10 protein-coding genes are annotated in these 13,113 nt (G+C 44.2%); 1 reads left to right on the top strand and 9 read right to left on the bottom strand.

All coding sequences use genetic code 11. The features are described 5' to 3' along the window. Nucleotides 1-9: 9 nt before the first annotated feature. A complete protein-coding gene (locus CST_RS04485) occupies nt 10-1,239 on the bottom strand; it encodes a KamA family radical SAM protein (RefSeq protein ID WP_015358645.1) in 1,230 nt (409 codons plus the stop codon). A gap of 228 nt (nt 1,240-1,467) precedes the next feature. Then, complete coding sequence (gene pdxR / locus CST_RS04480; RefSeq protein WP_015358644.1) at nt 1,468-2,802, bottom strand: MocR-like pyridoxine biosynthesis transcription factor PdxR; 1,335 nt, start codon at nt 2,800-2,802, stop codon at nt 1,468-1,470. Between the two features lie 105 nt (nt 2,803-2,907). Here pdxR and CST_RS04475 point away from each other — a divergent pair, with 105 nt between their 5' ends. Next, nucleotides 2,908-3,732 carry an ECF transporter S component gene (locus CST_RS04475; protein ID WP_242823593.1) on the top strand — a complete coding sequence of 275 codons (825 nt, stop codon included), beginning with the start codon at nt 2,908-2,910 and terminating at the stop codon, nt 3,730-3,732. On the opposite strand, the gene CST_RS04470 is transcribed toward CST_RS04475, so the two are convergent. The 7 genes from CST_RS04470 to CST_RS04440 form a co-directional block, all read right to left on the bottom strand. After that, nucleotides 3,701-4,621, bottom strand: coding sequence for an AEC family transporter (locus CST_RS04470; protein ID WP_015358642.1), 921 nt, complete (start codon nt 4,619-4,621; stop codon nt 3,701-3,703). The genes CST_RS04475 and CST_RS04470 overlap by 32 nt on opposite strands. Nucleotides 4,622-4,887: 266 nt before the next feature. Then, a complete protein-coding gene (locus CST_RS04465) occupies nt 4,888-5,097 on the bottom strand; it encodes a heavy-metal-associated domain-containing protein (RefSeq protein WP_015358640.1) in 210 nt (69 codons plus the stop codon). Nucleotides 5,098-5,164: 67 nt separating this feature from the next. Further along, complete coding sequence (locus CST_RS04460) at nt 5,165-7,663, bottom strand: heavy metal translocating P-type ATPase (RefSeq protein WP_015358639.1); 2,499 nt, start codon at nt 7,661-7,663, stop codon at nt 5,165-5,167. 363 nt (nt 7,664-8,026) lie between these two features. Then, complete coding sequence (locus CST_RS04455) at nt 8,027-9,319, bottom strand: glycoside hydrolase family 28 protein (protein WP_015358638.1); 1,293 nt, start codon at nt 9,317-9,319, stop codon at nt 8,027-8,029. 45 nt (nt 9,320-9,364) lie between these two features. Next, complete coding sequence (locus CST_RS04450) at nt 9,365-10,459, bottom strand: glycoside hydrolase family 88/105 protein (RefSeq protein ID WP_015358637.1); 1,095 nt, start codon at nt 10,457-10,459, stop codon at nt 9,365-9,367. 22 nt (nt 10,460-10,481) lie between these two features. Then, nucleotides 10,482-12,059, bottom strand: coding sequence for a glycoside hydrolase family 43 protein (locus CST_RS04445; RefSeq protein ID WP_015358636.1), 1,578 nt, complete (start codon nt 12,057-12,059; stop codon nt 10,482-10,484). 23 nt (nt 12,060-12,082) lie between these two features. Further along, nucleotides 12,083-12,913 carry a sugar phosphate isomerase/epimerase family protein gene (locus CST_RS04440; protein ID WP_015358635.1) on the bottom strand — a complete coding sequence of 277 codons (831 nt, stop codon included), beginning with the start codon at nt 12,911-12,913 and terminating at the stop codon, nt 12,083-12,085. Nucleotides 12,914-13,113: the final 200 nt, after the last annotated feature.

Here is a 13,113-nt window from a genome sequence, read left to right as displayed (position 1 = left end):
ATTTTTTATTCAGCCGCCGGAACTGTAATTTTCAACTTCGAAAAATTCCCCCTGCCAGTTTCTGAAGGCTGCTTTGTCCTTACCAAGGTATAATATGTAATTCGGCATTATCGGTGTTTTCCCAAGACCTTTCGGGCCGTTTATAATATACGTGGGAATCGCAAGCCCGGAGGTTCTTCCGCGCAGGCTTTCCATGATTTCCAGCCCTTCCTCTATTTTAACCCAGAAATGACTTGTGCCTTTAACGGTTTTGGGATGAAAAATATAATATGGTTTTACTCTGATTGTAAGAAGCTGCTGATTCAGTTTTCTTACAACAAACTTATCATTATTAACCCCGTTCAGCAGAACCATCTGATTTCCCAGCGGAATTCCGGCATCAGCAAGCATCTCACATGCTTTTTTGGCTTCAGGGGTTATTTCTCTCGGGTGGTTGAAATGGGTATTTACAAAAACGGGATGATACTTTTTAAGAATATCGACAAGATTCTTCGTGATTCTTTGAGGAAGTGTTACAGGTGTTCTCGAACCAAAGCGGATTATCTCCACGTGGGGTATTGCTCTTAATTCCTTAAGCATCCACTCTATCAGTTCATCGGATACCATGAAAGCATCTCCGCCGGTTATCAGCACATCCCGTATCTCCCTGTTTTCCCGCACATATTCAATCGCGGTCTGTATTTTTGATCTCGGAACAATTTTATCGGTTTCGCCTATCAGTCGCCGCCTTTGACAGAACCTGCAGAACATGCCGCAGACATTTGTAACTTTAATGATTAAACGATCGGGATACCTTCTTGTTATGATTTCATGAACCGCCGTTCCCTTTTCATCCATCGGATCCAGTTCGCCCATGTCATTAAGCTCTTCCGCCGACGGAATGGCCTGTTTTTTTATCGGACAGGCTGGATTTTCCGGGTCTATCAATGACAGATAGTAGGGTGATACCGCAAAACGGTATTTTGAAGCCACGGCATTTATATATCCGATATCTTTGTCGGGGAGATTAATAATTTCGGAAAGGCCTTTGGAGGAAGTAAAACGGTTTTTCATCTGCCAGCGGTAGTCATTATAGTCTTCTTCGGTGGCGTTCAGGTACTTAAGAATTTTCTTTTTCTGATACGCTATTTTTTCGTAGTCCTCAATACCCGTAAGTATAGTGCCTTTAATGCTCTCGTAGTCGGCAATCTCCTTCCTGAGTCTTTCAAACCGTTCATTTACCCCTTTTGAATACTCCATTCCTCAACCTCGCTTTCCTTGAAAATAAATATTGCACTGCCACTTATCTTTTTAGCAGAATGAAAACAGAAAAAACAAAGCCCTAAATCATGAAGTGAATTTTAAAGTCTTGACACAGCAGGAAATAAAAGCGTTCATCCCGAAAGAAAATGACTGATTAAGGTTATTATACCAGAAAAAATCACATTTCTCAAATTTAAATTTATATTCCCGCGCTTAATGAAAAAATTAAATTAAAAGGCCTAAAATTTCTTTATATTTTTCGGGCCTGACTGCCGCATAATTGAACACGTAAAATCCGTCCCAAAGCCCGGTCAAATATTCACTGAAAGCTTCAATATCAACGCTTTTTCTCATTCCGGGTGTTTCAACCAGCACAAACGTGCCCGTATCCGACGGATGAATTTTAAGAAGACCCTTAAATTCCCCAGCGGCATGGTATAAAAGTTTCAGTTTTTCCGAACACTTTTTTCTCATTCTGCGAAGATGCCTTGCATATAACCCTTTAACTATGTATTCGGCCAGAACGAGCTGCTCTGCGGTGGACACCGTTGATCTGTATCCTTTTGCCATATCTTTGTATCTTTCGTTCAGACAATCGGGCAGAATCATGTAGCTTATACGCAATGAAGGCGCAATCACCGTTGAAAAGGAGCCTATGTAAACCACTCGTCCGCTGCTGTCAAGGCTGTACAGGGACGGAACAGGTCTTCCGAAAAGCCTTAATTCACTGTCGTAATCATCTTCAAGAATAAACCCGCCTGAACCGTCGGCCCATTTAATAAGCTCCATTCTTTTCTGAACCGGCATTACAAGGCCGGTGGGATACTGGTGAGAAGGACTGGTGTAACACACCGCCGCGTTTGATTCAACCAGCGATCTGATATTTATTCCGTCTTTGTCAAGGCTTATCGGATGCAGCTTATAGCCCCTTTTCAGGAACACAGGACGGACATCGACAAACCCGGGTTCTTCAAACGCAACCTCAGGTCTCACCATTCCTGCGGCAATATCACAGAACACATGCAGCAGACTCTGTACTCCCGAGCCGATAATTATCTGATCCGGACTGCAAACAACCCCCCTTGCTTTGTATGTATAATCGGCCAGAGCCTGTCTGAGCTCAAATTCCCCCCTCGGGTCTCCTTCAGTGAGAAGTCTTGGCCTGAAATCCCGAATTATGACGTTGTAAATTTTTCTCCATTCATTGAAATTAAATATTTCGGTATCAAGAAAATCATCCTTCAGCCTTATATCCTCATGACGTTCTTCTTTTTTAACGGTGAAACCGTCAACGTTAATGAACGAAGGATCGAGGCTCGCGGCAAAATAGCCCTTCTGGGGTACGCTGTATATATATCCCTCCACCATAAGCTGGTTATAGGCGTTTTCAACAGTTGTTGAACTTAACCCCAGTTCCTTTGATACCTGGCGTATCGAAGGCAGTTTGCTGCCCGGCTTCATGTTTCCTCTCTCTATTTCTCTGCGGATGCAATAATAAAGTTTTACGTACTTGGGCATGCTTGTATCCCTGTATTCATACCAGGCCGATTCAAAAACCATAAACTGTCCCCTTTAATTTTTTAAAAACTGTCACTTTCATAGTGGTCAGTTATATGTTATATTCTATCACAATAAAAAATGACGGCAATATACTGAAATTACAAAATGAAGGAGATGATACGAATGAACGGGAACAACGGCAATCTGAGAAAAATTATCCTGACAGGATTGATGACGGCTCTTGTGTATTTGTTCACCAGCATCATAAAAATTCCCACGGTCAATGGTTATATTCATCTCGGCGACGGGTTTATATTCCTTTCAACCCTTATACTGGGACCGTTTTACGGGGCATTTGCATCGGGGGTGGGTTCAATGCTTTCCGATGTTCTTTCCCAGTACGCCCAATGGGCAATACCCACACTTATTATCAAATCATCAATGGCATTGGTTATGGGACTGGTGCTAAGGCACAGAAACAGGAAAGAGATTGTAATTTCAGCGGCAACAACCGTTACCGTATGGGTTGCTTTCTTTGTCGTTATAAAAAACGCCCTTGCCAGGGCCGTGGTTTATTCGGTGGACAGCCTGGCTTCCGCTCTTGAAGATACTCCTGAAAACGTTATTAACGCAGCTTCGGATACACAGTGGAAATTAACGGCGGCGATTGCGGCAGTTATAATCATAATGTTCGCCATTATACTGTATATGGTAAGAAAAAAGAACATAGAAGGAATCGGCGTCGGCGTTATTCTTGGAATGCTGAGTTCGGGAGCGGTAATGGTGATAGGATATTATATTGCCGATTTTATCCTCTACGGTAATCCCATCTCTCCGGTCTTCAGCGTTCCGATGAATTTAATTCAGCTGTTAATCGGGATTGTTATAACCGTTGCAATTGCCCCTGCGCTTTTAAAAGCAAAAGCGTTCTATTTCGGTGATAAAGACAGGTCTGATTCTACAACAGAGCCACAATCACCGGAGCGGTAATGACAGACAGTATTGTTGAAACCATCACCGCCTTGGATGCAAACACCGCATCCTTGTCAAACAGGTCGGCAAAGATCGTAGTGGTCGCAGCCACCGGCATTGCAAGAGCGGTAACAATAATTGAAACTATTTGTTCCGGAACCCCGAGTAAATATAAAATTCCGTATGCAAGCAACGGCATCAAAATTAACCTTACCGCCGACACATAATATACCCTGGCGTCATTTACCAGCTCCTTTATTTTCGCGGTACTGATGAGTGCGCCGATGATAAGCATTGACAAAGGCATGGTCATATCGCCTATGTAATTCACCGCGCTTTTAACCGACTCTGGTACCGGTATGCGTAAAACAAAAATGATAACGCCTACATAAACGGCAATAACCGACGGATTAAGAAGCGCCTTTTTCATCAGGCTCTTAATACCGTCGCCTTTTTTGGCTTCTCCGTACATGGTATAGCCAAAAGTCCAGACAAAAAGGTTAAAAGCCACGATGTAAAAAGAACCTAAAAACACTCCGTCCTGCCCGTATAACGCCTTCATCATCGGAAGCCCTATGAAACCCGCATTGGAAAATACCGACGAAAAGCGCATTATCGGCTTGATTTTCTCATCAAAACCCTTGAACAGTATGCTTGACAGAAAAATGCTGAAAAAATAAAAAACCGTCGCAATTAGAAACACCATTAAGCCGTTAATGAATTTTTCAGCCGAATATTCAAAGAAAAATGAACCAAGCACAAGCATTGGACTTGTCACATACAGTAAAAGCTCGGAAAACTTCTTTGATGCGCCGTCCGCTATAATGCCCGCCTTGCCCGCAATGACACCTGCAACCATAATAATGAGCAGAATTAAAACCTGGTCAAAAACAATATCAAAATTCATTTTGTACCCCCTGATGCCTTCTGCTGAATAACATGCCTTTAATTTTAGCACAATAAAGCCGAATAATAAACAGGCAAATTTAATCCTGGCGGTTTTACGGCGTGTTATCCCCTGTTGCCAAAAACACCCGAACCGCCCGCTTTCCAACCTGCCGCGGGCAATGTTTCGGGTGTTTGGTCCGTCATGCTGTTAACGCCGCCTGAACTTACGCCTTATGTCCGGTTAAAATAATTATCTTGCGTTTTCAAATCCCGGGCCGCACGGCTTCATTCAATTCCTGTCACTTCATATCCGGCTTCTTCCACCGCTTTTTTTATCAATTTATCATCAACCTCATGGGTCAGTTCTATTTCTGCACACTTTTTTTCAAGGCTCACCTGCGCATCCTGTACCCCGTCAATCTGAATAAGCGCCTCATGTACATGTCTTACGCAGTTGTTGCACGACATTCCTTCGATATAAACCTTCTTTTTCATTTTATTCATACCTCCTGAAAATGTTTGTATGTACCTATCAAAGTATAAAATATTTCAGAACATTTTTCTATGCCGTATGCTCCCCTGCCGGTTTGAACCTTTTCAGCCTGAGGGCATTGGATACAACCGAAACCGAGCTGAACGCCATTGCAGCCGCCGCAATCATCGGATTCAGAAGCGGCCCGCCGAAAACATGAAGAAGTCCTGCAGCAATCGGAATTCCGGCGGTATTGTAGGCAAAAGCCCAGAACAAATTCTGCTTTATATTTCTCAGCGTTTTTCTGCTTAGCTGGATTGCGGTGGGTACGTCCATTAAGTCACTTCTCATAAGTACAATATCAGCCGATTCCATCGCCACGTCGGTGCCCGAGCCGATCGCTATCCCGATATCGGCCTGCGCCAGCGCCGGTGCATCGTTTATGCCGTCCCCCACCATTGCCACCTTAAATCCTTCCCTCTGAAGCCTCAAAACCTCGTTTGCCTTATCCTGGGGGAGCACTTCGGCAAGAACCATGTCAATTCCCACCTGCGATGCAATCGCATTTGCGGTTCTTTTATTGTCCCCCGTTATCATGGCGGTTTTTATACCCATTCTGTGCAATACTTCTATAGCTTTTCGGCTGTTTGGTTTAATAACATCGGCAACGGCTATGATACCTGCCTCTTTACCGTCGATTGCGACAAGCATCGGTGTCTTCCCTTCTCCCGCAAGCCTTTCAAGTTCTTCGCCCAGAGTTACCGGTATATTTTTGTTCTCCATAAGTTTTCTGTTTCCGATAAGAACTTTTCTTTGCCCAACCGTCGCCTCAATGCCTTCACCCGGGATGGCCTCAAATTTTTCAGACGGCAGCAGACTCAAATTCCTTTCTGCGGCACTGTTAACAATCGCTTCACCCAACGGGTGTTCCGAGCCCTTTTCGGCAGAGGCCGAAATCAGAAGAAGCTCTTCTTCGCCGATGCTGTTAACCGGAATAATGTCGGTTACTGTTGGTTTGCCTTCGGTTATTGTGCCGGTTTTGTCAAACACTATCATGTTAATCCTATGAGCCGTCTCAAGAGCTTCACCGCTTTTAATCAGCACGCCGTATTCCGCGCCCTTCCCCGTTCCCACCATTATCGCCGTGGGCGTTGCAAGCCCAAGGGCGCACGGACATGCTATAACAAGAACCGAAACCAGGATTGTGAGCGCAAAAGTCACCGACTCTCCCGCTGTCAGCCATGCAGCCGCCGATATTACTGCTATAGTCATAACGGCAGGTACAAAATAACCCGCGATTATATCCGCCGTTTTCGCAATCGGGGCCTTTGAACCCTGGGCCTCTTCCACAAGTTTTATAATGTTCGCAAGAACGGTGTCCTTTCCCACTCGCTCTGCCTTAAATTTAATGGTTCCGTTTTTGTTTATGGTGGCGCCCACCACTTTACTGCCTTCGGTTTTTTCAACAGGTATGCTCTCACCGGTAAGCATGGATTCATCAACCGATGTCCTTCCTTCTATTACCGTGCCGTCAACCGGTATGCGTTCCCCGGGTTTAACGACAATTATGTCTCCCACTTCAACTTCTTCCACCGGTATTTCGGTCTCCTTACCGTCAATCACAACCGTAGCCGTCTTGGGCGTAAGGCCCATCAGCTTTTTTATTGCCTCGGAAGTTTTCCCTTTTGTTACCGCTTCAAGGTATTTTCCGAGCATAATCAATGTTATTATCACGCCTATTGATTCAAAATAAAGTTCATGGGCATATTCGGCATTCCCGTTTATTATCCTGTAAACGGCGTACAGTCCGTAAACAAACGCCGCACTTGTGCCTATCGCAATAAGGGAATCCATATTCGGCTCAAACCTGAAAAGCCTGGAAAAACCAACGGTGTAGAACCTGTAACCTGCTATCATTACAGGTATCACAAGAGCAAGCTGAACCAGACCGAAGTTCAGAGAATGCATGTCGGGATCCAGAAATCCGGGCACAGGCAACCCTATCATATGCCCCATTGAAATATAGAAAAGGGGGATGGTGAATACTGCTGAAACAATCAGTTTTGTAAGCAATGTTTTTCTTTCCTTTTCCCTGAGATCCTTTTCATAATCGGTTTTTACGCCGGTATCAGCCTCAAGGGGCTTATAACCCGCCTTTTCAATGGCATGCCTTATCTCTGAAAGCCGTGTCTGCGAAGGATCATATACGACTTTTGCCTTTTCCGTGGCTAAATTTACGCTGACCTCAAGTATCCCGGGAAGCTTATTTATGACTCTCTCCACACTTTTTACACAGGCGGCGCACGTCATGCCCATTACGGGTATGACAACCTCCCTTTTTTTTTGTATTTCCCGGATACCGTATCCCGCCTTTTTCACAGCTTCATATATATCTGAAATGCCGGCGGCGGTTTCGTCGTATTCCACCGTAAGCCTTTCGGTGGCAAGGTTGACGTTGGCCGATACAACCCCCGGCACTTTATTCACGTGTCTTTCCACGGCTTTGGCGCATGCCGCGCATGTCATCCCCGTAACCTCTAATGTTTCTTTTTTCAAGATATCACCTCGGCTTTTCTGACAGAAATCCATATTGTTCCTTAACAAATTGCAATCCATGTATTCCAGGAAGAAATGACAAACACTATATATAGATTACCCTGTTTTTTTATCTTGTACCAGAAAATTAGGTTTTTCGATCATGCGGGGAATTGCCAGGTTCGCACCGGTTCATGCGTTTTCACCTTTGCCGGCCGTATAAGAAGAATGTATTTTTATGATCAGTTAAGATCAGTGAAAAATTTTTCAACGAATTGGTCTGCAATTAGGAAAGACGATTATTAAGGCATATTTGTCCATGGCTTGTCTGACAGAGGCAAAAAGGGGCGATAAGCGGGAAAATACCGCGTTCACAAAAGAACCGGCAACTGTTGCCGGTTCTTTTGCTTCTGCCGTTTACTCAGTGCAGTCGGTTAATCTGATATTTTCACAATTTTCTATCGTAAATGCCTTTCCTTCATGATTTGTAATTTTCACATTGCTGAATACCGCATTCTTTACGTTGTTCATGTATATTCCCTTTTTCTGCATTGGTTCAAGATCGTCCATCATTGCGGGCCTGTCGGGTTTTGCATCATCGGCCATATGAATGTATACATCATGGAAACTGATATCCTCGATTGGCATTTCGGGCAGGCCGTAGAAGAAACCCGCACATGCCCCTGCTTCCCTTGCTGATATATTGCTCAGATGAACCCTTCTGAAAACAGGCGTCCCTTCATTTACAGGATGAGGATTCTTATCCTTTACAATGGGTTCCTTTCCGCCTTTTCCGCAGAAATAATACATATTCATTACCAGAGGGCACATTACCTTCTTCATAATGATATTGCTTACACGGATGTCTTCTACCACTCCGCCGCGACCGCGTCTGGTTTTTATGCGGATTCCCCTGTCGGTTCCCTCGAATACGCAGTTGGAAATGGTAATATTACGCACACAGCCGCTCATTTCGCTTCCGATTACAACTCCGCCGTGACCGTCCAACATCGTGCAGTTGGTTATGGTTATGTTTTCACACGGAATTCTGTATTTGCTGTATTCCACTCCTGATTTAATCGCTACACAGTCATCGCCTACACTGATATAGCAGTTTGTAATGCGCACGTTTCTGCACGAATCGGGGTTTATACCGTCGGTGTTCGGAGAATCGGCAGGGTTCTTGATTGTAATTCCGTCAATCACAACGTTGTTGCATCTTACAGGGTTTATTGTCCATGCGGGTGAATTAATAATCTTAATTCCCTGTATCAGTACACGTTCACTTTCCTGGAAACATATGAATCTCGGCCGCGGATATTTAAGCTGCTTCTCTCTCTGCAGCCTCCACCAGGGCTCGCCCTGGCCGTCCAGCGTCCCGTGGCCTGTGATTGAAACGTTCTCCACTTTGTCGCCGTAAATCAGAGGAGAGTAAACCTCCGCTTCCTCCCCCTCCCAGCGGGAATAAACCAGAGGATAGTCTTCAATATTCTGGCTGAACAGCAGAACCGCGCCTGCATCAATATGAAGGTTTGTGTTGCTGACCAGGTGTATGGGACCTGTCAGGAACTTTCCGGCAGGTACATATATTGTTCCGCCGCCCGCTTCTTCACATTTTTTTACTGCTTTTTTGAACGCTTCGGTGCACAGGGTTTTTCCGTCTGGGACCGCACCAAAATCAGTTATGTTAAAAACCGTAGTATAGCTCATATTTTTCACTCCCGTATGAATTTATTATTTTTTTATTTATATTTTTTATTTTTCCATTTCAGAGCATGCAAGGATAAAGGCTCCGACTCCCTTAAAGTCGTTGGCCACTCTGGGTTCGCTGATATAGTATTCGTAAGATCCGTCACGATACGGATTGTTTCCAAGGCCTGCGACCTGGCAGGTGTCGATATAGTCCAGACAACCGTCCTCGTTCTCCTTTACAAAGCGGCGGATAATGCCTTCATACCCTTTTTCACAGTATACGGAATAACTCTCGTCCAGTATGCCGAGGCGTATACCTTTTGCAATGGAATATACAAACATTGCCGAACAGGACGATTCAAGGTAGTTTCCTTCCCTTCCGCCCATGTCGAGGATCTGCCACCAGAGACCGGTTTCTTCATCCTGGACCTTTATGACGGCATCAATTACATTTTTGAATATTTCGCAAATTCTATCACGTTTCTCATGATTTTCGGGGAAATTGTCCAGAACGTCAACTATGGCCATTGTGTACCAGCCCACTGCTCTTCCCCAGAAATGCGGCGAACATCCGGTTTTATCATCGGCCCATTTCATTCCCCTTGATTCATCATAACCATGGTACAAAAGCCCGGTTTTGGGATCCTTCGCCTTTTCATACATTAAAATTATCTGATGCGCCACATCGTCAAAAATGTCGGGCTCATTGAACAGCTTTCCGTACTCGCAGTAGAACGGCTGTCCCATATAAAGCCCGTCCAGCCACATCTGATAAGGATATATCATTTTGTGCCAGAAGCCTCCCTCTTTCGTACGGGGATGGCGTCTCAACTGCTCGCGTATCAAACTTGCCGCAAGCTTGTATTTTTTCTCACCGGTATTTCTGTAGAGCATCAGAATGGTCCTGCCGTTTTTTACATTATCTATGTTATATTCATGGGGCTGATAATGGCCTATATATCCGTGGGAATCCACGTAAATATCCATATTGTCCTTAATGTACCTGAAATATTTTTCATCGCCTGTTTTAAGCCAGATTTTTTCCATACCCTCAAATACTACTCCGTAGTCATATGACCATTTAACCGGAAGCAGTCTGTGCCTTTTTATAACCGAATCACACATTCTTACGCCGTAATTATTGTCGTATTTCTTCATAATATCACCTCTCGAAACAATATTATCCTCTGCCGGTACTACCGGGCTTTCCTACAATCACCCAGTCGAAATCAGCGAAACCTTTACTGTCGGAATATGTATTCATCGCAAATATACCCAGTTTCGCACCCACCCAGCTGCCTGCGGTTGCGTTAAAATCCCTGCCTGCGTTAACAAAATTTTCACCGTCATAACTGAAGCTGAATGAGCATACCGCCCCATTCCGTACATCAACCCGGAATATTACCGTGGTACTTTCAGCAGTACGGGATTCCAAAACCTCTTCTCTGTAGCCGTTTTCGGAGGGTGAACCATAAATGCAGGCAACTTTGTTGCCTTCTTCCGTTTTTTCTATCGTCAGATACATGTATTCATCCCCGAGTATCACCAAACCGGCTTTGTCTCCGGTTTGTGCAGGTGAAAATTCAAGCTTTGCGGAAGCGGTGAACTCCGGTGCCTGAAACAGCTGGGTCAGTATATTAGGAGCATGGTACAGAAGTCCGCTTTCATTGGAATTATTCAGTGCATAAAGGCGTAAAAAGCCATCTCTTTCGGTCAGTGAGTACCATTTTTCCTGAGGGTTGGCATTCCACTGCCACTGAAGGCCAAGCTTATTTTTGTCAAAATCATCGGAGGTCTCAGGAACCTGAACAGGAAATACTCCTCCCACGTCAGGCTTTTTATATACGTCCACGGGTTCACCCGTACCGCAGTTTTCGGTGTCCTTACCTATAACCGGCCAGTCGTCAACCCATACCATAGGCTGCAGATGCACAATCCTTCCGTAAGGCCCTCTGTCCTGAAAATGTATGAACCAGTGTTCTCCTGTTTGAGTTTCAACCCAACCGCCTTGGTGAGGGCCGTTTACATTGGTTTTTCCCTGATGCATTACTATTCTGTCCTCATACGGTCCGTATATATTTTTGGAGCGTAAAACCGTCTGCCATCCTGTTTTTACCCCTCCTGCAGGAGCAAAAATGTAATAATAGCCGTTTCTTTTATACATTTTTGGCCCTTCAATGGTGTGATGGTTCAGATTGCCGTCAAATATATGAACTCCCTCATCGAGAAGACAGGTACCGTCAGGACTCATCCGGGACAGATGCAGGATGCTCTTGAACCCAATCCTGCTTTTTGCGAAAGCGCTTACAAGATACGCATTCCCGTCGTCATCCCAGAACGGGCATGGATCAATCCAACCTCTTGTCTTTTTGACATGGGTCAGAGGTGCCCAGCCTTTATACGGATCGGTGGTAGTTGACATAAAAATTCCTTCGTCAGGCGTGGCAAAGAACACCCAGAATTTGCCGTCATGAAAACGTATGCTTGGCGCCCAAACACCTTTTCCGTATTCAGGTTTATCATAATTCGGGAACGGAAGCCTTTCAACCACATAACTGATTACTTTCCAGTTCACCAAATCCTTTGAATGAAGCACGGGTAACCCGGGCATGTAGTTAAAACTTGAAGCCACCATGTAATAATCGTCGCCTACGCGGATTACGTCAGGGTCTGAGTAATCACCGAACAGAATCGGATTCCTGTAATAACCGTTTTCAAGATCTCCCTGCCATACTGGTTCTGAAGAGTTATTTTTCAAGGTAAATACCTCCCTCTTTATTTTTATTCTTCCAGCAGACGTTCAATAAAACTCCTGCTGTATTCCATTGCCTCTGGTTTCAGATCTTCAATGAGTATGTCGATTCCGGGCTTTCGCGCTTTAATATGCTTAAAAAGGAACTGGAAATCCAAAAGCCCCTTTCCTACCGGAACGGTCCTTTTGACGTTGTTTTCAATAATAAGGTCTTTCGCGTGAATAACAAGAATCCTGTCGCCGAATAATTCGAAGGCTTCACTTATCATTTCCCTCTGATTGTCTATATTATTCGCGTCCAGTAAATTGACAGGATCAAAAAGAACCTGCAGATTATTGGATTTAATTTCATCCAGCACCTTTTTCATTATTTTGGGGCTTGATACGGTATGGGTCGTAACTCCTTCAATGCATACAATAACTCCGAACTTCTCGGCTTCCTCAACCAGCTCCGCAACACTATTAACAATCATCTCAAAAGCTTTTGGTGAACTGTTTTCAGGAGTATACGAAAAATCAGCGTTCAATGAACCGGTTTCAGTCGCAACAATGCTGCAACCAAAATCACGGGCAAAACGAATGTGTTCCTTAAACCGCTCAAGCTGTTCCCTTCTTATTTTCTCATCCGGATGCACGGGATTAATATAACAGCCAAGAACAGAAATGTATACATTTTCCTTATAAAATGCTTCCCTTATTTCCCTTGCCATACCGGGATTCAATTTCCCAAGAGAAAAATCGTAATCGGTAATGGCTTTATGAAGGGCCAAATGTGTACATCGGAATCCTCTTCGCGCAATTTCCCTTGCAAGATCCCTTACCGGCATTTTCCCGACATCGTGCGCACGAATGCCTATCATTTTAGCTATCACCGCCTTTGCTGTTTATGTAAAAAACCCTTAATATATACATATCATAATAACCTCAATAATTCAATTATTTAAAAACGTATTCAAACACAAAGAACCCCATTTCCCGTCCCGGCCGATTAAAACTCACCATATCCGGATATAATTTCAGATATAATTTAACATTTTAATTTCAGAAATATTATTTAATT

Origin of the sequence: Thermoclostridium stercorarium subsp. stercorarium DSM 8532 (assembly GCF_000331995.1) — a bacterium.
Taxonomy (GTDB): domain Bacteria; phylum Bacillota; class Clostridia; order DSM-8532; family DSM-8532; genus Thermoclostridium; species Thermoclostridium stercorarium.
Note: the sequence above shows the minus strand (reverse complement) of the source record. Positions and strands in the feature narration are given on the sequence as shown.